This window comes from Pseudomonas fragi (assembly GCF_002269505.1).
GTDB classification, from domain to species: Bacteria; Pseudomonadota; Gammaproteobacteria; order Pseudomonadales; family Pseudomonadaceae; genus Aquipseudomonas; species Aquipseudomonas fragi_D.
On record NZ_NQKQ01000004.1, the window covers coordinates 58,252 to 76,411 of the forward strand.

The following is an 18,160-nucleotide window of genomic DNA, read 5'->3' on the forward strand; positions in this document are numbered from 1 at the left end:
CTCCATCAGTCAATGTTCACAACTCAGTGGTGGTGCCTGGCGGATCGGTTCCATCGGTTGCGTGGAGACAAACAATGTCTTCAGCGTTGTGGTCCAGTCGATGTGCAGGTCATGTTGTGCCGTAACCAGCACCAGAGCCTGAGTATCGAGGCGGTCATCGGTTTGCAGCTGCCAAGAGCTGTCCGGGTGGGTACTTAGCCACTGCTGCACAGGTGCAAGCATCTGTGGGTGGCAACGCAAGGTTGCACCCAGTGGTGGGCATTGGACTTGCACCAGTTGCCTCAGCAAGGCGTTTATACGGATCTGTGGCGGCACCTCACCGAGCAGTTGCGCCAGGGCCAGATTGACCACTTGCGAGGCGTTGATTTCAATCGCCTGGCACAAGGCGCTGTGTTCCTGCTGCCAGCGCGCCAAATGGGTATTGGCCTGTTGCCAGAATTCGTCGTGGGCCTTTTGCAGCAGGGCCTCGGCAGCTTGTTGAGCGTTGCTCAGCAGTTCATCAGCCTGAGCGCGTGCCCGTGTCAGTATCTCACTGGCCTGGCTACAGTCGATCAGGGTCTGACTGCTGATCAGTGCCTCAGGCAGTCCGGGGGGGCCGGGCCGCAGTTCAATCGTGCGGCGTGACAGCATGGTCGCTTTCCTTGTCAGCGGGTAGTTGGTGCCAGAGCACTGTTTGCCAGAGCGTCAAGAGTTTGGCTGCAGAGATGGGCGGCACAGGCTTTTGTTCCAGAGCTTCTATCCGTGCGGGGGCAAAGCGTAGTCGCAAACGCTGCCACACCGCTGGCTCGACCCATGCCCTGAGCAATTGCAGAACATCGTCGGCCGGTTCGAGCCAGCCCTGAGAGCGCAATACTTTGCCAAGGCGCTGACACCACAGGCGCTCGGCGGCGTCCAGTGTCGTAGGGAGTGTGGGCCGGCAGATATGTTCGACTCGTTGCAGCAACGCGTCATAGTGCGAGAGCGGCGCCTGGGCCAGTTGCATCAGGCTGGCGGCAGGTAAGCAGGGTAGGCAGGGGGCGATGTCGAAACCTGTGCTGGCGCTTGCATGCAGGCTGCGGACCTCGGCGGGCGAGGCATCTAGGGTGTGCCAGTGCGGGTGAGCGAAGCGCCAGGCGAAAGCCCACCACTGTAACCATTTGTCGGTGGCGTTCATGCCGAGCCCTTGTGGCGCCGCGTTAGCCATATGACTGGTGTAATGATCGCCAGCAGGCAGCCGAACACTGTTGCAGCGAAGGTTGCCTGCCAGAACCCCAAGCGTTCCTCTGGCACCAGAAACGGCCCGAAAAACAACAGTTGCTGCTTGTCTTGAAACGCTGTGGCGGGCACAAACACCGTGGTTATCTTGTGCGGATTGTCGATTGCCGTGGTCATGCCCGGAATGCTGCTGGCGACCATTCGCCTTACCCGCGACTGGATGCTGTCGGGGTCCAGCCTGGCGTCATGTTTGATAAACACCGAGGCAGAAGCGGGCTGGACCGCTTCGCCCGGAGCCACCCGCTCGGGAAGTACGACATGCACGCGTGCCACGATAACGCCGTCAATATTGGACAGCGTGGCCTCAAGTTCTTGTGACAGGGCATAGATATAGCGGGCACGTTCTTCCAGTGGCGTGGAGATGACGCCTTCCTTGCGAAAAATATCGCCCAGTGTGGTACGCGTTGTTCGGGGCAGGCCAGCCGCCGTCAGCGAGTTGATGGCCCGACTGATGTCTTCTGCTTTGACGCGTATGGAAACGCCATTTTTGTTCGGGACTTTTTGGGCGGGAATCTGTTTGTCAGCCAGTTCCGCGATCACTTCATTGGCTTCCTGTTCGGAAAGCTGCCCATGGAGTTCAACTTTTTCACCACAACCAGCGATACACAACAGGAGCATCATGAACAGGCTCTTGATCAGGCGTGGTGCCATGGGGTTACCTAGGAAAGATTGGTGAGTTTTTCGATGGCTTGCGACGTCTTGCTGATCATCTTGGCGCTCAGTACGGTCTCAAGATGAAACGCCGACATGGCCCGGGTTGACTTGAGCATGTCCATGGGATCGGTGCTGGCGCTGACCTTTTGCAGCGCGCGTGCGGCGGTATTCGAGAGTTCCTGCAAGAGCATCGAGCGCTGACCGAGAGGGTTGACCATCAAGTTCTCGGATTTAACAGTGTCAGGTTTTATAGCTGCCGCAGGAAGCAATGAGGCGTTGAACCATTTGATATCGGCTGCTTCTGGCGGGAGGAATGGCTGGGTAGAGGTGGGGGAAGGTTTAACAGCGGAGGCGGGGTGATCATGTACTTTCATTTAAGACCTCTGACTCCGGGGTTGGCCTGAACAGTTGAATGCCTGCACGAGCGGGTCGGTAAATCGCCTCACCCTGAGATAAGGCGATTGAATAAATTTAAATATTTATTTTTTTCCCATTCTCGGTCATTGCATTTATTTGTTTGATACTTGAGTCCATAACCCCATTGAGTTGCATGGACTCGCTATCCTTGCCTCTTTTGTACATTTGGAACTGTGCATCCTCCATGCTTTTTTGACGATCATATTCTTTGACCGCCTCCAGTGGGGAGCCAGAGGAGCTACCGCCTAAGATTTGTCCGAGAAGTGGCGTGAGCATGTTCATTGATTATCTCCTTCTGTAACTGTTTACCAGGGTTAAAAAAAGATTTTGTTTTTTGTTGTTTGCGAATTTTGCAATATGTCGGTGACGCTGGATTTTGCCTGGTTGACGGTGTTGTTTAATACGCTGCTCACCGTGTTGCCTAAGGTGCTGATAATGTTGCTGGCAATGGGCAGTACCAGAGAACTGATGGCGGGGAGTGCCAGAGAGCCAAGGGCAGGTAATGCAAGTAGGGGGAGCATATGGAGACCTCTATGTTGTTTGCAGTGAGCCAGACAGTTGGTTCAATGCTTGAGTGCCCCTTTCAGTACAAACAGTTCCATTGATGTGCAATCAGGAAATATGCAATTGTTTCATCCTGTGATACAGCGTGCGCTTGGCAATTCCAAGCTCAAGCACAACGGCATCGATACAATATAAGTGGCGCCGTAGGGCGTCCGTGATCAGCATTTTTTCGATTTGCTGTAAACGAATTTTCAGCTTAGGGCTTGTGTCGTCATGCTCACGGGCAGCCATGCACAGTGGCGGGAGCCCAAGCACCAGACGCTTGGCAACTGAACGCAACTCTCTAACATTGCCCGGCCAATCATGGCAAAGCATTTGTTGAAGGAGCGCTGCATCCAGTGCTGGTATAGATAAGTTGAAGTTTTGCGCTTCACTCAGAAGCAGATCCATAAACAAAGGAATAATATGTTCGCGCCGTTCGCGTAAAGGCGGTAAGTGCAAGGTCACCACATTGAGGCGGTAATACAAGTCACGTCTGAACTGACCTTGTTCGACTCGCTCCGCCAGCGAGGTTTGAGCCGAAGCGATCACGCGCATATTTACCGGTGTGAATGCTGTCGAGCCCAATCGTTCAACACCACGTGCTTCCAGTACGCGTAACAATTTGGCTTGTAAAGTCAGCGGCATACTGTCTATTTCATCCAGGTACAGAGTGCCTTTGTCAGAAGCCTCTATAAATCCCGCACGTGATTGCAGGGCACCGGTGAATGCGCCCTGGGTGACACCAAACAACTGGCTTTCTGCCAGACTCTCGGGAATGGCCGCGCAATTGAGTGCGATATAGCGACCTCGGCGTCCGGATAGGGTGTGCAACTGCTCGGCCAGCGTATCTTTACCTGTGCCTGTTTCACCATGAAGCAATATGTCGATATTTTGTGCAGCGGCATTTCTGACAGTAGCGTGGAATTGGATCTCATCGAAAAGATCTATGTATGAAGGTTCTTTGTTCGGGCGAAAAGATTCCATTGAATGTGCTCCCGCGCTATGTTCTCTGTGAGGGGAAGATGGCTATGAAACAGGGATAAGCAGAAATTTTTATAATATAGTTTGAAGATGTTTACGGTTTAAACCAAGGCTTAAACTGGCCGGATGTCCTGAGTTAAGAGACACAGATACGGTAGGGATAAGTATTTATTTGCGTAGGATATTGTCCCTTGCCTCCATGGAACTCTCTTCACGGGGGCAAGGATGAACGGATGTTTATACGCAGGTTTCTTCAGGGTTTTTTCTGCCATCACCCTGGGTGGTGAAGCCGAAGGTCAGCAGGGCGCTTTCAACAGTGCTCAAGTGCTGCATGCACAGTTGCCACGGCCCTGATACGACATCGGCCAGTTCATCGCTGGCCACGGGGATGAGTACCGGGTGTTCATCGTCGCTGGCGATCGAGGCGCAGCCTGAGGCGACGTTTGCCAGGCGTTCGTGCAAGGAGGAGGGGGCCGGGCCCTGTTCCTTGCGCAAGGCATCGGCAAAGGCTTCGGAAAATAACAAGGAGCTGGCGTACAAACGCACGGCGTGGCGTTCGTATCGGCTGGCAATGTCCTTGACCTCCCGTGATACAAAGCGCCCGCGCAAGGTCCAGCGCGCAGTATTGCGGGCCATGCTGATGCCGTTTTCCAGAGCGATCAGGCTGTCGTGGGCCCTGGAAAATATCTGCACGGCATTTTGCGCCTTGGCCGCGTCTTGCCCTTCAAGGGCCTGCAGGCTTTTACCGAACCCCGACGCGAGTCTTTCGAGCAAATCCTTGGCGGAGCTGTCGATAATGCCGATCGGGTTGGGGGTGAGCAGTATCTGGCTGAAAATCAAGCCGACGCATGAGCCCACGACCACATCGAGCATGCGCACCACGCCCGCGCTTTCCGGACCTACCGCCAGCATCAGTACTGCCGATACACCGGCCTGAATGGGGACTACGGGCCCCAGGCCGTAGAGGGCCGCAATGGCGATGGCAGAGAACGTGGCAAAGCCAATACGCACCAGCGGGTAAGCATCCGGCAACCACAAGGCGGCTTCGCCCACGATGATCCCCGTGGCGACGCCTACCATAAGGCCAACGGCCTGCTTGCCATGACTGGGCAGGCCTGGAGCCAGACACACCACGGCACTGATCGCGGCAAAGACCGGATGAATATGACCAAAGAAATGCCGGGCGATAATCCAGGCTAATGCGGCGGCGATGGCGGATGCCAGTGCATCGCGCCAGCCCAGGGACCAGCGCGATTTAACTTTTTCGATAACGGAGTCGGCGTAGCGACTGAGGGCGTTGGCGCGGGGAATCATTGATGCTCCCGATCATGAGGTGATATGGCGTTAACCATAGACCTTTGTTGCGGCCCGGAGTGCGTAATGCCCGGCGCAACAAACGGCGGGCCAAAAAAAACCGCGCCAGGGCGCGGTTTTTTATACGTGTGGTGTATTACACGTTGAAACGGAAGTGCAGGACGTCACCGTCTTTAACGATGTATTCCTTGCCTTCCAGACGCCATTTACCGGCTTCTTTCGCGCCCGCTTCCCCGTTGAACTTGATGAAGTCGTCGTAGGCGACCACTTCAGCACGGATAAAGCCTTTTTCGAAGTCGGTGTGGATCACGCCGGCTGCCTGTGGGGCGGTAGCACCTACTTTTACAGTCCAGGCGCGAACTTCCTGCACGCCGGCGGTGAAGTAGGTTTGCAGGTCGAGCATTTCGTAACCGGCACGAATCACACGGTTAAGACCCGGCTCTTCAAGGCCCAGGGCCTCCAGGAACATGTCTTTTTCTTCGCCGTCATCCAGCTCGGCGATTTCTGCTTCGATCTTGTTGCAGACCGGAACAACGATGGCGCCTTCTTCTTCAGCGATAGCCAGTACCACGTCCAGCAACGGGTTGTTCTCGAAACCGTCTTCAGCCACGTTGGCGATGTACATCACCGGCTTGGTGGTCAGCAGGTGGAAGCCCTTGATGATTTGTTTCTCATCGGCGTCCATGTTCTTGATCAGGCTGCGTGCCGGCTTGCCCAAGGTGAAGTGGGCGATCAGCTGTTCCAGCAGGGCTTTTTGAGCCACGGCTTCCTTGTCACCGCCTTTGGCGTTACGCGCGACTTTCTGCAGTTGCTTCTCGCAGCTGTCGAGGTCGGCGAAGATCAGCTCAAGGTCGATGATTTCGATGTCACGTTTCGGGTCAACGCTGTTGGAAACGTGAATCACGTTTTCGTCTTCAAAGCAGCGCACTACGTGAGCGATAGCATCGGTTTCACGGATGTTGGCCAAAAACTTGTTGCCCAGGCCTTCGCCTTTCGATGCGCCAGCCACCAGGCCTGCGATGTCGACGAATTCCATGGTGGTCGGCAAGATGCGCTGCGGCTTGACGATGGCAGCCAGCGCGTCCAGACGTGGGTCGGGCATCGGCACGATACCGGTGTTCGGCTCGATCGTGCAGAAGGGGAAGTTCTCGGCCGCGATACCGGATTTGGTAAGGGCGTTGAACAGGGTGGACTTGCCGACGTTAGGCAGGCCGACGATGCCGCAGTTGAATCCCATGGTGTTTCCCCTCGGAAAAAGAGTCAGGCCTTCTGGCTGTGCAGGTTTTTCATCGCACGGTTCCATTCCCCGGCGAGGATATCCGGCAGCACGCCGAGGGCAAAATCGATGCTGGCGTCCAGTTTTTCCTGTTCGGCGCGTGGCGCACGACCGAGGACAAAGTTGGACACCATGCTGGCGACGCCCGGGTGGCCAATGCCAAGCCGCAGACGGTAGAAATCTTTGTTGTTCCCCAGTTGCGCGATGATGTCGCGCAATCCGTTGTGACCTCCGTGGCCGCCGCCCAGCTTGAGCTTGGCAACGCCTGGCGGGAGGTCGAGTTCGTCGTGGGCCACCAATATGGATTCCGGCGCAATACGGTAGAAACCGGCAAGCGCCGCAACGGCCTGGCCGCTTCGGTTCATATAGGTGGTGGGAATCAACAGACGAACATCCTGACCCTGGTGGCTGAAACGCCCGGTCAGGCCAAAATATTTGCGATCAGCAACAAGGTTTACCCCGTTTGCCGACGCGAGACGCTCAACAAAAAGGGCCCCTGCGTTATGCCGGGTCTGTTCGTATTCGGTGCCTGGATTTCCCAGGCCAACGATCAGTTTTATGGCGGTCACGACAAGGGCCCTTCTATGGAGTTGTGGATAACATCGCCGCTAACGGTTAGCGGCGAAAACGGACAAAAAAGCGGGTTTACATGAGTAAACTTCGCGATCTTGTCCGCTTTACTCGCTGCGTGTTAGCTCGCGATGTTTCTCAAGACTCCAACTACAGAGTAATGAATTACTCTGCTGCTTCTGGTGCAACACGTGGAGCGTGAACGTTGGCTACTGCCAGGTCGTTACCGTGTGCCAGAGCTACGAACTCAACGCCTTTAGGAGCGGTGATGTCCGACAGGTGAATGATCGAGCCAACTTCGGCGTTAGCCAGGTCAACTTCGATGAATTCAGGCAGGTCTTTTGGCAGGCAGGAAACTTCGATGTCTGCAACAACGTGCGAGATCTCGCCGCCTTTCTTGATCGGAGCCGCTTCACCAACAAAGTGAACTGGAACGATTGCAGTCAGCTTTTGACCAGCAACAACGCGTACGAAGTCAGCGTGCATCACGTGGCCTTTAGCCGGGTGACGTTGCAGAGCTTTGATGATCACGTTTTGCTTAACGCCGCCAACGGTCAGTTCGATAACGTGGCTGTAAGCAGCTTCGTTTTCGAGCAGTTTGGCAACTTCTTTAGCCAGCATGCTGATGGATTCAGGGGCTTTTTCGCCACCGTAAACTACAGCTGGAACCAGGCTTGCGAGACGACGCAGGCGGCGGCTCGCACCTTTCCCCAGGTCGGAACGCACTTCAGCATTCAGAGTAAAATCGTTCATGTTGTATCTCCAAAATAACCACATCCGCCCTGACGTTTGCGACCAGCGCCATGGACGGTATGGGCAAAAAAGCCCCGCCCCAACGGATTGCTGGGGCGGGGCGCTTTTCGTCAGCAGAAGTCCTGAAAGGGCAGGGCCCTTAGCGGAACATCGCGCTGATCGATTCTTCGTTGCTGATGCGGCGAACCGCTTCAGCCACAACCGGTGCGATATCCAACTGGCGGATACGCGAACAGGCTTGTGCGGCAGCGGACAGCGGAATGGTGTTAGTCACCACCAGCTCATCCAGCATGGAATTTTCGATATTCTCAATTGCCCGACCCGACAGCACAGGGTGTGTGCAGTAGGCGAACACTTTGGAAGCGCCATGCTCTTTCAAGGCTTTAGCCGCGTGACACAGAGTGCCGGCGGTATCGACCATGTCATCAACCAGAATACAGGTACGCCCTTCGACATCACCGATGATATGCATCACTTCCGAGTGATTGGCTTTCTCACGGCGTTTGTCGATGATACCCAGATCGACGCCCAGGGACTTGGCAACAGCACGTGCACGCACGACGCCGCCGATATCCGGGGACACAATCATAAGGTTCTCAAAGCGCTGATCTTCGATGTCATCCACCAAAACTGGGGAGCCGTAGATGTTGTCTACAGGAATATCGAAGAAACCCTGGATTTGGTCAGCATGCAAATCAACCGTGAGAACACGATCGATGCCGACTACGGTAAGCATGTCAGCAACAACTTTCGCGCTGATAGCCACACGTGCGGAACGCGGACGGCGATCCTGACGGGCATAACCAAAGTAAGGAATAACAGCAGTAATACGAGTCGCTGAGGAGCGGCGGAAGGCATCAGCCATCACGACGAGTTCCATCAGGTTATCGTTGGTCGGAGCACAAGTCGGCTGAATGATGAAAACGTCTTTACCGCGGACATTTTCATTAATCTCAGCGGTAATTTCGCCGTCGGAAAACTTGCCGACAGAGATGTCACCGAGTGGGATATGCAGCTGACGTACGACACGCCGAGCCAGATCGGGGTTAGCGTTCCCCGTAAAGACCATCATCTTGGACACGCGCAGTACCTGAAGGCTGAGGGTAACCTGGATGAGTATAAGAAATGGCAGGGGCGGCTGGATTCGAACCAACGCATGGCAGGATCAAAACCTGCTGCCTTACCGCTTGGCGACGCCCCTGTATCTGTTGCTACGAGTACCGTGTACCCGTTTCCTTTGACAGATCTTGTAGCTTGCGATGCAACATCGAAACGTTGCTTCCTTTTGCTACAAACCCTGTAAGGGTCTCTGTAAGAAGGTGCAGCACTTTATCAGCATCTGCTTCGTTTGGGAAGGCCCCAAATATACAACTTCCAGTTCCAGTTAATTTTGCTTCGGTATATTTACCTAACAAATTCAAAGCGTTACGTACTTCTGGATAACGCTCCTTCACTACTGCTTCGCAGTCGTTTCGGCTGTTTCCCTTGGGAACGGGGCGCACTTTAATGGGCAAAGAGTCACGTGTCAACAACGGATCTGAAAATATTTCTGCAGTACTTACAGATACTTGCGGGACAAGCACCAGATACCAGGGTTCTTCCGGCTCTGCAGGGGTAAGGATTTCGCCGACACCTTCAGCAAATGCGGCATGGCCGCGTACGAAAACCGGGACGTCGGCCCCCAGAGTCAGGCCCAGCGTTGCCAGCCGGTCTTCATCCCAAGCCAGTTGCCAAAGATGGTTGAGCGCGAGCAGGGTGGTCGCCGCATTGGAGCTGCCGCCGCCGATGCCGCCGCCCATGGGCAGGACTTTCTTGATCCAGATATCGATCCCCAGTGGGCAAGCGGATTGCGCCTGGAGTTTTTTTGCCGCCTTGACGATCAAATTATCGTCGTGAGCAACGCCGGGAAATTCGGTGTGCAGGCAAATAACCCCATCTTCACGCACGGCAAAGGTCATTTCATCGCCGTAGTCGAGAAATTGAAACAGCGTTTGCAGTTCGTGATAGCCATCTTCGCGACGGCCGAGGATGTGCAGCATCAAGTTCAGCTTTGCCGGTGAGGGCAAAACCAGAGTGTTTCGATCCAGACGGTCTTGCATCTTATTGACCCAACAAGCGAGGTTGCCAATCTTTAACCACGAGCGTGACGTCCAGGTCCGGGCCGTGCAGCTTGACGCGCTCGGGCAGCCAGAAGCCGTTTTGCTCGACATAGCTCAAATATTCGATTTTCCAGCCATCCTGCTCCAGGTTGGCCAGGCGGCTGTCGCCATTGAGTGTCACCCGGCTTTTGCTGCCGGGCGCAGGCAAGCCGCGTACCCACCAGACCAGATGCGACACCGGCAGGCTCCAGCCCAATTGTTCGCCCAGCAACTCTTCCGGGGTCGGCGCTTCATAGCGGCCCTGATTGGCTACTTCCAGAAGCACGCTGCCCGGGCGCCCGGTCAGGCGGGCGGCACCGCGGCCCAGTGGGCCGGAAAGGCGAATATCGTAATAGTCCTGACGCTGCAGCCAGAACAACGTGGCGCTGCCGGAATCTTTAGGGGCGCGAATGCCGACTTTGCCGTTGATTTGCCAGCCGTCGAGTTGAGTCAGTTGCTGTTTGTGTGCTGACCACAGGGCAGGGCTGCCGTGGCCTTCTACGGATTCGCGGGCGCCGAAGCCCGCGCAACCGGCGAGTACGGCAATCAGGCTGAAAACTACGAGATGGCGCAAGTGACGATATAACATGAGTTAAAGAGTCTCTGATCCGGTCAAGCGCAAAATGGTTTTGCGCAGAATAGGGCTGTCAGGATTTTCTTTAAGAAAAGTGCCCCAGATTTTTTTGGCTTCACGCTGCTTGCCATTGGCCCACAGCACTTCGCCCAGGTGAGCAGCAACTTCCTGGTCCGGGAAGCGCTCCAGTGCCTGGCGCAGCAAGCGTTCGGCTTCATCCAGATTGCCAAGGCGATAATTTACCCAGCCCAGGCTGTCGAGCACGGCAGGGTCATCCGGGTTCAGATCGTAGGCTTGCTGGATCAGCGCTTTGGCTTCCGCGTAGCGAGTGGTTCGATCCGAAAGTGTGTAACCCAGGGCGTTCAATGCCATCGCATTGTCAGGTTCACGCTTGATGATGGCGCGCAAATCCCGCTCCATCTGCTCCAGATCGTTACGCTTCTCGGCCAGCATGGCGCGTGAATACAGCAGGTTCAGATCGTCCGGGTATTGCTTGATTGCTTGTTGAAGCGTGTTCCAGGCGCGATCGGTCTGGTTGTTCGCCGCCAGGGTTTCGGCCTCTATCAAGTACAGCTGAATAGCGTAGTCGGGTTGTGCACCACGGGCCGAGGCCAGTTTTTTCGAGGCTTCGGCGCCGCGACCATGACTGATGAGGATGTCCGCCTGGCGCAGTTGTGCGGGCAGATATTCGTTGCCGGGACCTACCAGTGCGTACTCGACCAGTGCGCCCTCGGGATCATCGCGCTCTTCGGCGATGCGGCCCAGATTCAGGTGCGCCGAGTCGACATGGCTGTCGCGCTCGATCAACTCTTGCAGATAACCTTCGGCTTCGTCCCAGGACTTGCCTTCCAGGCAAACCAGCGCCAGCGAGAATCGCAGCTCATCGTCTTCGGGGTATTGCTCCACCAGGCTGGCAAATTGCACTTTGGCCTCGGCCATGCGGTTCTGCTCGACCAGGGTTCGTGCATAGGTCAGGCCCAGGCGTTTGTCGTCGGGGTACTGGCTGACGCTTTTTTTCAGCAGCGGCAACGCTTCATCACCGCGGTTGAGACTTTGCAGCAAGCGGGCGCGCAACAGAATCGGGGCTATCTCACCGTTTTGCGGCGGGTTTTTTTCCAGCAGTTTCAGCGCGCCTTCGGCATCCCCGTCCTGCTGCATCAACAAGGCCTTGCCGAAAATCAGCTGAACGTTGTCCGGGTGCTTGGCCAGCAGGCTGTCAAAACTCTTTTGCAGGCCCGCACGGGTATCTGCATCGGTTTCTATGGCCGCCAGGGCCAGGAAATCGAAGTGAGTGTCGCCCTTGGCCTGCAGGACTTTTTCCATGTAGACCAGGGATTCGTCATAACGGCCGTTACGCGCCAGCTGAATGGCTGCAGCACGCTGTGCCTCAATATCGTCCGGGGCGTTTTTAACCCAAATCAGCGAGGTGTCCAGTGCGGCCTGATCGGCGCCCAGATACTCGGCAATGCGGAAAGCCCGCTCGGATATGCCCGGGTCCTGGGTGTTGATCGCTTGCGTCACGTAGTTATCGAGGGCGATATCCAGACGGTTGCGTTGGCCAGCCAGCTCGGCACTTAACAGGCTGTACAGCGTGTCTTCGCTGAACGAACTGTAGACCGTGGGCTTTTCCGGGACGGAGGTAACGTCTTCATTCGCGGATGAATCATCCGGGGACGTGGGGGCCAAAGCCTGGCAGCCACTGAGAAGAACGAGAGCGAGGAGCAACGCGGAGGATCTATTCATATAAGAGATGGGCGACTTACCTGCGGTCTGGGCATCATGACACATGCAATGGTGCAAACCATAACAGGTGCGACTATCGATATCCGGGGCTGATGATGGGTTCAACAGACGTTAACTATAGAGACAATAGTCAGCAATGGTTGTTCTGAATCTGGCGAAGTAGGACAATTGTCGGCTTCTCGTCATCATCAGCGATCTTGAATGGCCTTCCTCGCACTCGGTATTAACCACAAGACTGCTTCAGTAGACGTCCGCGAGCGCGTGGCTTTTACTCCAGAGCAGTTGGTTGAGGCCTTGCAGCAGCTCTGCCGCCTAACCGACAGTCGCGAAGCTGCGATCCTCTCCACCTGCAATCGCAGTGAGCTCTATATAGAGCAGGACCACCTTTCGGCAGACAGCGTGCTGAAATGGCTGGCGGACTACCACGACCTGAGCCTCGATGAACTGCGTGCCTGCGCTTATGTCCATGAGGACGATGCTGCCGTTCGTCATATGATGCGCGTGGCCTCGGGGCTGGATTCGCTGGTATTGGGCGAACCGCAGATTCTCGGCCAGATGAAATCGGCCTACGCCGTAGCGCGTGAAGCGGGTACGGTCGGGCCGTTGCTGGGGCGTTTGTTCCAGGCCACCTTCAACTCGGCCAAGCAGGTGCGCACCGACACCGCCATCGGTGAGAACCCGGTGTCTGTCGCCTTTGCCGCCGTGAGCCTGGCCAAACAGATCTTCAGCGACCTGCAGCGCAGCCAGGCCCTGCTGATCGGCGCGGGCGAGACCATTACCCTGGTCGCCCGCCATCTGCATGAGCTGGGAGTGAAACGTATCGTGGTTGCCAACCGAACTCTGGAGCGCGCCAGTACGCTGGCCGAGCAATTTGGCGCTCATGCTGTATTGCTGTCGGATATTCCCCAGGAGCTGGTACACAGCGATATCGTGATCAGCTCCACGGCCAGCCAGTTGCCGATTCTGGGCAAGGGTGCGGTCGAAAGCGCCCTGAAACTGCGCAAACACAAGCCGATCTTTATGGTCGATATTGCCGTTCCCCGCGATATCGAGCCGGAAGTCGGCGAGTTGGACGACGTTTACCTCTATACCGTCGACGACTTGCACGAAGTGGTAGCCGAAAACCTCAAGAGTCGTCAGGGCGCGGCCCAGGCGGCAGAAGAGCTGGTGAGCATCGGCGCCGACGATTTTATGGTGCGCCTGCGCGAGCTGGCGGCAGTTGATGTGCTCAAGGCCTATCGTCAGCAAAGCGAACGCCTGCGTGACGAAGAGCTGCAAAAGGCCCAGCGGATGCTGGCCAACGGCAGCAATCCTGAAGATGTGCTGGTACAACTGGCGCGGGGCCTGACCAACAAATTGCTTCACGCCCCCAGCGTACAACTGAAAAAACTTTCCGCCGAAGGCCGCCTCGATGCGCTGGCCATGGCCCAAGAACTTTTTGCCCTCGGTGAGGGCTCATCGCATAGCTCTGCGGATAAAAAATAGTAATGAAAGCGTCACTGCTTAATAAACTGGACATCCTCCAGGACCGTTTTGAAGAACTGACCGCATTGCTTGGCGATGGCGAAGTCATTTCCGATCAAACCAAATTCCGTGCCTATTCCAAGGAATACTCGGAAGTTGAACCCATTGTTGCTGCTTACGGGCAGTGGCTCAAAGTGCAGGTCGACCTTGAAGGCGCCCAGGCGTTGCTCAAGGATAACGACCCGGACATGCGCGAAATGGCGGTCGAAGAAGTTCGCGAAGCCAAAGAACGGTTGATCGAGCTGGAAAAAGACCTGCAGCGCATGTTGCTGCCCAAGGACCCGAATGACGGGCGCAACGTGTTTCTGGAAATTCGCGCTGGCACCGGTGGCGACGAAGCGGCGATTTTTGCCGGTGACCTGTTTCGCATGTACTCGCGCTACGCCGAGCGGCGCGGCTGGCGGGTTGAAATTCTCTCCGAAAGCATCGGTGAGCATGGCGGCTATAAAGAAGTCATTGCCCGTGTCGAAGGCGAGAATGTTTACGCCAAGCTGAAGTTCGAGTCCGGCGTACACCGCGTGCAGCGGGTACCGGCGACCGAATCCCAGGGCCGTATCCATACCTCGGCCTGTACCGTGGCGGTGTTGCCAGAGCCCGATGAGCAGGAAGCCATCGAGATCAACCCGGCGGATTTGCGTGTGGATACCTACCGTTCCTCCGGGGCCGGTGGTCAGCACGTCAACAAGACCGACTCGGCGATCCGCATCACTCACTTGCCTTCGGGCATTGTGGTGGAGTGTCAGGAAGAGCGTTCCCAGCATAAAAACCGGGCACGGGCGATGTCCTGGCTCTCGGCCAAGTTGAATGACCAGCAAACCAGCGCTGCGGCCAATGCCATTGCCAGCGAGCGCAAGTCGCTGGTGGGCTCGGGGGATCGTTCCGAGCGCATCCGCACTTACAATTTCGCGCAGGGACGAGTGACCGACCACCGCGTCAACCTGACCCTGTATTCCCTGGATGACGTACTGGCGGGCGGTGTAGACGCCGTTATCGAGCCATTATTGGCGGAGTTTCAGGCTGATCAACTGACAGCCCTGGGTGAATAAATGACTATTATTGCCAGCTTGTTGCGTGCTGCTGAACTGCCTGATTCGCCTACGGCCCGTCTTGATGCGGAGCTGCTGCTGGCCGCTGCCCTGGGCAAATCGCGCAGCTATCTGCACACATGGCCCGAAAAAATCGTCAGCAGCGAAGCGGCACTGACCTTCGCCGAATACCTGCTGCGCCGCCGTGCCGGTGAGCCGGTGGCCTATATTCTAGGTCAGCAGGGTTTCTGGAACCTTGATCTGGAAGTTGCGCCGCATACGCTGATCCCGCGCCCGGACACCGAACTGCTGGTCGAAACCGCGCTGGCCCTGTTGCCCGCAAGCCCGGCCAGGGTGCTGGATCTGGGCACTGGCAGCGGCGCCATTGCCCTGGCATTGGCCAGTGAGCGCGGCGCATGGCACGTCACTGCGGTTGACCGGGTGCTTGAGGCTGTAGCACTGGCCGAACGCAATCGCCAGCGTCTGCAACTCGACAACGTCAATGTGTTCACCAGCCACTGGTTCAGCGCGCTGGCCGATCAGCGCTTTGATCTGATCATCAGCAACCCGCCTTATATTGCCGCCGGTGATGTGCACCTGGCTGAAGGCGATGTGCGGTTCGAGCCCGAGAGCGCCCTGGTCGCCGGTGCCGACGGCCTGGACGATATTCGTGAAATCATCACCGCCTCGGCACAGCACCTCAATGCTGGCGGCTGGTTGATGCTGGAGCATGGTTACGATCAGGCTGCGGCTGTTCGCCAACTGTTGCAGGACGCAGGTTTTGCAGCGGTTGAAAGCCGCAAGGATCTGGGCGGCCACGAACGCATCACGTTGGGTCGCCTGCCGTGCTGACCGACGAGGAGCTGTTGCGCTATAGCCGACAGATCCTGTTGCAACAGGTCGATATCGATGGCCAGTTGAAGCTGAAAAACAGTCGTGTGCTGATTGTCGGCCTGGGCGGGCTTGGCTCGCCTGTCGCGCTCTACCTGGCCGCAGCCGGTGTCGGCGAGCTGCATCTGGCCGACTTCGACAGCGTTGACCTGACCAATCTGCAGCGCCAGATCATTCATGACACCGCCACTGTCGGCGAGAGCAAGGTCGATTCGGCCTCGCACCGGTTGCGCCTGATCAACCCGCATATCACATTGATCGCCCATCGCTCGGCACTGGATGCCGATTCGCTGGCCGACGTCGTTGGCGCAGTGGATCTGGTGCTCGATTGCTCTGACAACTTTGCCACCCGTGAGGCGGTGAACAGGGCCTGTGTTGCGGCGCGCAAGCCTTTGGTCAGCGGTGCGGCGATCCGTCTTGAAGGGCAGTTGTCGGTGTTTGATTCGCGTCAGAGCGCCAGCCCCTGCTACCACTGCCTGTACGGGCATGGCAGCGAAGAGGAGTTGACCTGCAGCGAAGCCGGCGTGATTGGCCCGTTGGTCGGGTTGGTTGGCAGCTTGCAAGCCCTTGAGGCGCTCAAGGTCCTGGCCGGTTTTGGTGAGCCGCTGGTAGGCCGCCTGTTGCTGATCGACGCCTTGAGCACGCGCTTTCGCGAGCTGCGGGTCAAGCGTGACCCGGCGTGCAGCGTGTGTGGTACAGGCCATGAGTGAAGCGCCGGTTGGCGTTTTCGACTCTGGGGTCGGCGGGTTGTCGGTGCTCAAGGAAATCCAGGCACTGCTGCCCAACGAGTCGCTGCTCTATGTGGCGGACTGCGGGCATATTCCCTATGGCGAAAAAAGCCCCGAGTTCATTCGTCAGCGCTGCGCGATAGTGGCCGATTTTTTTCAGCGCCAGGGCGTCAAGGCTCTGGTGCTGGCTTGTAATACGGCCACGGTGGCCGCAGTGGCTGATTTGCGTCAGCGTTACCCGCAATGGCCCCTGGTTGGCATGGAGCCTGCGGTCAAGCCGGCAGCGGCGGCTACCCGCAGCGGTGTGGTGGGCGTACTGGCCACCACCGGGACGTTGCAAAGCGCCAAATTTGCCGCTTTGCTTGACCGTTTCGCCAGCGATATCCGGGTGATCACCCAACCCTGCCCGGGGCTGGTGGAGCTGATCGAAACCGGTGACCTGCATAGCGATGCCTTGCGCACCTTGCTGCGCGGTTATGTCGACCCACTGCTGATGGCGGGCTGCGACACGATCATTCTTGGTTGCACCCATTACCCTTTCCTCAAGCCTCTGCTGGCGCAGATGCTCCCGCCATCGATCACCCTTATCGATACCGGCGCCGCCGTGGCGCGCCAACTCCAGCGTTTGCTCGCTGAACAAAATCTGCTGGCCGCCGGGCCGCCTCGCGAAACACAGTTCTGGACCAGTGCTTCACCTGAACACTTGGGAAATATCCTGCCCGTGTTGTGGAATAAATCTGGCGTTGTGCGAAGCTTCGGTCTGTAAAAAACTGCAACTTTGCTTCACGACGACTGCCTGATGAAGCGCATAACAACTGACATGGGCATATGAAAATAGGATTTTTCTTATGAAGCGACTGTTTTGTTTGGCTGCGCTTGCAGCCGCTGCACTGGGGCACAGTTATACGGCACAGGCTGCCGGTCTTGAATTTGCGGTAGGGCACACCAGCGAATCGACCATGACCTATCGCCTGGGTTTGAAGTCTGACTGGGACAAAAGCTGGCTGCAAAGTGATGTTGGACGACTGACGGGCTATTGGGACGGTGCTTACACCTACTGGGAAGGGGATAAGTCATCCGCGAGCAACAGTCTGTCGTTCTCGCCCGTGCTGGTGTACGAGTTCGCCGGCGAAAACATAAAGCCTTATCTTGAGGCCGGGATAGGGGTGGCGTTATTTTCCCACACTGAAGTTGAAGGCAACCGGCTGGGAACCGCTTTCCAGTTTGAAGACCGTTTGGGCTTTGGTCTGCGTTTTGCGGGGGGGCATGAAGTGGGGATACGCGCGTCTCACTACTCCAATGCCGGGATCTCCAGCACCAATGACGGCGTAGAAAGCTATGCGCTGCACTACACCATGCCGCTGTAGAGGCAGGTGTTTAGCGATATGCCGTGGCAATGCCCTGGCGTTCATTGAGGCACTCGACCTCACCCATCTCGAATTCGCGACAAATCAGTGGGCGAAGCTCATAGATGGTGCACATCATGGTGTTGCGGTCCAAAGCCGCACACCAGCCATCATCCAGGCGCAGCATCACTTCGCCGCCCCAGTCATCCTCTGCAATAAAGCGTTCGGGCACGCCGGTGTCGGTGATCAGCATCACTTCCAGTTGGCAGCAACATGCCGCGCACGTCGAACAGGTAACGGCGGGTTCGGTAATTTCGGTCAGGGGGATGTTGGTCATAGGCGCGCAGTGTAAGCCAGTGCTGGCATCAGGTGTGAATGTGCTGATGAACGCCGGCTTTTGTAGTCGCTGCCAAACGCTGCGAGGGT

General features: G+C 56.8%; 22 protein-coding genes and 1 tRNA gene. 6 read left to right on the top strand and 17 right to left on the bottom strand.

Features of this window, described 5'->3' with window-relative positions; genetic code table 11:
- Positions 1-9: 9 nt before the first annotated feature.
- The 16 genes from sctL to CJU81_RS05365 all read right to left on the bottom strand — a co-directional run bounded on the left by sctL (position 10) and on the right by CJU81_RS05365 (position 12,220).
- Positions 10-630: a type III secretion system stator protein SctL gene (gene sctL / locus CJU81_RS05290; protein ID WP_254924788.1), complete on the bottom strand. Its 621-nt coding sequence runs from the start codon at positions 628-630 to the stop codon at positions 10-12.
- Complete coding sequence (locus CJU81_RS05295) at positions 608-1,153, bottom strand: type III secretion protein (protein WP_095035793.1); 546 nt, start codon at positions 1,151-1,153, stop codon at positions 608-610. Before CJU81_RS05295 ends, sctL begins: the two co-directional genes overlap by 23 nt.
- A complete protein-coding gene (gene sctJ / locus CJU81_RS05300) occupies positions 1,150-1,905 on the bottom strand; it encodes a type III secretion system inner membrane ring lipoprotein SctJ (protein ID WP_095035794.1) in 756 nt (251 codons plus the stop codon). The genes CJU81_RS05295 and sctJ overlap by 4 nt, the downstream gene beginning before the upstream one ends.
- A gap of 8 nt (positions 1,906-1,913) precedes the next feature.
- Positions 1,914-2,282 carry an EscI/YscI/HrpB family type III secretion system inner rod protein gene (locus tag CJU81_RS05305; RefSeq protein WP_095035795.1) on the bottom strand — a complete coding sequence of 123 codons (369 nt, stop codon included), beginning with the start codon at positions 2,280-2,282 and terminating at the stop codon, positions 1,914-1,916.
- A gap of 97 nt (positions 2,283-2,379) precedes the next feature.
- Positions 2,380-2,607 carry a hypothetical protein gene (locus tag CJU81_RS05310; RefSeq protein WP_095035796.1) on the bottom strand — a complete coding sequence of 76 codons (228 nt, stop codon included), beginning with the start codon at positions 2,605-2,607 and terminating at the stop codon, positions 2,380-2,382.
- Positions 2,608-2,639: 32 nt separating this feature from the next.
- Positions 2,640-2,846, bottom strand: coding sequence for a hypothetical protein (locus CJU81_RS05315; RefSeq protein WP_095035797.1), 207 nt, complete (start codon positions 2,844-2,846; stop codon positions 2,640-2,642).
- A gap of 91 nt (positions 2,847-2,937) precedes the next feature.
- Positions 2,938-3,855 (bottom strand): sigma 54-interacting transcriptional regulator, encoded by a 918-nt coding sequence (locus tag CJU81_RS05320; RefSeq protein WP_095035798.1) that lies wholly within the window; start codon positions 3,853-3,855, stop codon positions 2,938-2,940.
- Positions 3,856-4,089: 234 nt separating this feature from the next.
- Complete coding sequence (locus CJU81_RS05325; protein WP_095035799.1) at positions 4,090-5,166, bottom strand: FUSC family protein; 1,077 nt, start codon at positions 5,164-5,166, stop codon at positions 4,090-4,092.
- Positions 5,167-5,302: 136 nt separating this feature from the next.
- Positions 5,303-6,403, bottom strand: a complete 1,101-nt coding sequence (gene ychF / locus CJU81_RS05330; protein ID WP_095035800.1) for a redox-regulated ATPase YchF — start codon at positions 6,401-6,403, stop codon at positions 5,303-5,305.
- 23 nt (positions 6,404-6,426) lie between these two features.
- Positions 6,427-7,011 (bottom strand): aminoacyl-tRNA hydrolase, encoded by a 585-nt coding sequence (pth, locus tag CJU81_RS05335; RefSeq protein ID WP_095035801.1) that lies wholly within the window; start codon positions 7,009-7,011, stop codon positions 6,427-6,429.
- A 166-nt stretch (positions 7,012-7,177) separates the two neighbouring features.
- Complete coding sequence (locus CJU81_RS05340; RefSeq protein WP_095035802.1) at positions 7,178-7,765, bottom strand: 50S ribosomal protein L25/general stress protein Ctc; 588 nt, start codon at positions 7,763-7,765, stop codon at positions 7,178-7,180.
- A 139-nt stretch (positions 7,766-7,904) separates the two neighbouring features.
- The gene (locus CJU81_RS05345; protein WP_019825119.1) at positions 7,905-8,846 is read right to left on the bottom strand and encodes a ribose-phosphate pyrophosphokinase; all 942 of its coding nucleotides are present in this window, start codon (positions 8,844-8,846) and stop codon (positions 7,905-7,907) included.
- A 45-nt stretch (positions 8,847-8,891) separates the two neighbouring features.
- Positions 8,892-8,966, bottom strand: a tRNA-Gln gene (locus CJU81_RS05350).
- A gap of 10 nt (positions 8,967-8,976) precedes the next feature.
- Entirely contained in the window at positions 8,977-9,864 is an 888-nt protein-coding gene (gene ispE, locus CJU81_RS05355; RefSeq protein WP_441007401.1) for a 4-(cytidine 5'-diphospho)-2-C-methyl-D-erythritol kinase, read from the bottom strand.
- 1 nt (position 9,865) lies between these two features.
- Positions 9,866-10,492: a lipoprotein insertase outer membrane protein LolB gene (gene lolB, locus CJU81_RS05360; protein ID WP_095035803.1), complete on the bottom strand. Its 627-nt coding sequence runs from the start codon at positions 10,490-10,492 to the stop codon at positions 9,866-9,868.
- Positions 10,493-10,495: 3 nt separating this feature from the next.
- The gene (locus tag CJU81_RS05365) at positions 10,496-12,220 is read right to left on the bottom strand and encodes a tetratricopeptide repeat protein (protein WP_095035804.1); all 1,725 of its coding nucleotides are present in this window, start codon (positions 12,218-12,220) and stop codon (positions 10,496-10,498) included.
- 201 nt (positions 12,221-12,421) lie between these two features.
- On the opposite strand from CJU81_RS05365, the gene hemA reads away from it, so the two are divergent.
- The 6 genes from hemA (at position 12,422) to CJU81_RS05395 (ending at position 17,755) form a co-directional block, all read left to right on the top strand.
- Positions 12,422-13,705 carry a glutamyl-tRNA reductase gene (gene hemA, locus CJU81_RS05370; RefSeq protein ID WP_095029039.1) on the top strand — a complete coding sequence of 428 codons (1,284 nt, stop codon included), beginning with the start codon at positions 12,422-12,424 and terminating at the stop codon, positions 13,703-13,705.
- Positions 13,706-13,707: 2 nt separating this feature from the next.
- The gene (prfA, locus tag CJU81_RS05375) at positions 13,708-14,790 is read left to right on the top strand and encodes a peptide chain release factor 1 (RefSeq protein ID WP_095035805.1); all 1,083 of its coding nucleotides are present in this window, start codon (positions 13,708-13,710) and stop codon (positions 14,788-14,790) included.
- Positions 14,791-15,621: a peptide chain release factor N(5)-glutamine methyltransferase gene (gene prmC, locus CJU81_RS05380; RefSeq protein ID WP_095035806.1), complete on the top strand. Its 831-nt coding sequence runs from the start codon at positions 14,791-14,793 to the stop codon at positions 15,619-15,621.
- Entirely contained in the window at positions 15,615-16,370 is a 756-nt protein-coding gene (locus tag CJU81_RS05385; RefSeq protein ID WP_095035807.1) for a molybdopterin-synthase adenylyltransferase MoeB, read from the top strand. The genes prmC and CJU81_RS05385 overlap by 7 nt, the downstream gene beginning before the upstream one ends.
- Complete coding sequence (gene murI, locus CJU81_RS05390) at positions 16,363-17,154, top strand: glutamate racemase (protein ID WP_095035808.1); 792 nt, start codon at positions 16,363-16,365, stop codon at positions 17,152-17,154. Before CJU81_RS05385 ends, murI begins: the two co-directional genes overlap by 8 nt.
- An 82-nt stretch (positions 17,155-17,236) precedes the next feature.
- A complete protein-coding gene (locus CJU81_RS05395) occupies positions 17,237-17,755 on the top strand; it encodes an acyloxyacyl hydrolase (protein WP_095035809.1) in 519 nt (172 codons plus the stop codon).
- A gap of 10 nt (positions 17,756-17,765) precedes the next feature.
- Here the strand turns inward: CJU81_RS05395 and CJU81_RS05400 are convergent, their stop codons facing one another.
- Positions 17,766-18,071: a YkgJ family cysteine cluster protein gene (locus tag CJU81_RS05400; RefSeq protein ID WP_095001104.1), complete on the bottom strand. Its 306-nt coding sequence runs from the start codon at positions 18,069-18,071 to the stop codon at positions 17,766-17,768.
- Positions 18,072-18,160: the final 89 nt, after the last annotated feature.

Excerpts from the sequence above, each read along its gene's own strand:
- sctL (WP_254924788.1), bottom strand. The coding sequence starts at position 630 with ATGCTGTCACGCCGCACGATTGAACTGCGGCCCGGCCCCCCCGGACTG.
- CJU81_RS05295 (WP_095035793.1), bottom strand. The coding sequence starts at position 1,153 with ATGAACGCCACCGACAAATGGTTACAGTGGTGGGCTTTCGCCTGGCGC.
- sctJ (WP_095035794.1), bottom strand. The coding sequence starts at position 1,905 with ATGGCACCACGCCTGATCAAGAGCCTGTTCATGATGCTCCTGTTGTGT.
- CJU81_RS05305 (WP_095035795.1), bottom strand. The coding sequence starts at position 2,282 with ATGAAAGTACATGATCACCCCGCCTCCGCTGTTAAACCTTCCCCCACC.
- CJU81_RS05310 (WP_095035796.1), bottom strand. The coding sequence starts at position 2,607 with ATGAACATGCTCACGCCACTTCTCGGACAAATCTTAGGCGGTAGCTCC.
- CJU81_RS05315 (WP_095035797.1), bottom strand. The coding sequence starts at position 2,846 with ATGCTCCCCCTACTTGCATTACCTGCCCTTGGCTCTCTGGCACTCCCC.
- CJU81_RS05320 (WP_095035798.1), bottom strand. The coding sequence starts at position 3,855 with ATGGAATCTTTTCGCCCGAACAAAGAACCTTCATACATAGATCTTTTC.
- CJU81_RS05325 (WP_095035799.1), bottom strand. The coding sequence starts at position 5,166 with ATGATTCCCCGCGCCAACGCCCTCAGTCGCTACGCCGACTCCGTTATC.
- ychF (WP_095035800.1), bottom strand. The coding sequence starts at position 6,403 with ATGGGATTCAACTGCGGCATCGTCGGCCTGCCTAACGTCGGCAAGTCC.
- CJU81_RS05340 (WP_095035802.1), bottom strand. The coding sequence starts at position 7,765 with ATGAACGATTTTACTCTGAATGCTGAAGTGCGTTCCGACCTGGGGAAA.
- ispE (WP_441007401.1), bottom strand. The coding sequence starts at position 9,864 with ATGCAAGACCGTCTGGATCGAAACACTCTGGTTTTGCCCTCACCGGCA.
- lolB (WP_095035803.1), bottom strand. The coding sequence starts at position 10,492 with ATGTTATATCGTCACTTGCGCCATCTCGTAGTTTTCAGCCTGATTGCC.
- CJU81_RS05365 (WP_095035804.1), bottom strand. The coding sequence starts at position 12,220 with ATGAATAGATCCTCCGCGTTGCTCCTCGCTCTCGTTCTTCTCAGTGGC.
- hemA (WP_095029039.1), top strand. The coding sequence starts at position 12,422 with ATGGCCTTCCTCGCACTCGGTATTAACCACAAGACTGCTTCAGTAGAC.
- prfA (WP_095035805.1), top strand. The coding sequence starts at position 13,708 with ATGAAAGCGTCACTGCTTAATAAACTGGACATCCTCCAGGACCGTTTT.
- prmC (WP_095035806.1), top strand. The coding sequence starts at position 14,791 with ATGACTATTATTGCCAGCTTGTTGCGTGCTGCTGAACTGCCTGATTCG.
- murI (WP_095035808.1), top strand. The coding sequence starts at position 16,363 with ATGAGTGAAGCGCCGGTTGGCGTTTTCGACTCTGGGGTCGGCGGGTTG.
- CJU81_RS05395 (WP_095035809.1), top strand. The coding sequence starts at position 17,237 with ATGAAGCGACTGTTTTGTTTGGCTGCGCTTGCAGCCGCTGCACTGGGG.
- CJU81_RS05400 (WP_095001104.1), bottom strand. The coding sequence starts at position 18,071 with ATGACCAACATCCCCCTGACCGAAATTACCGAACCCGCCGTTACCTGT.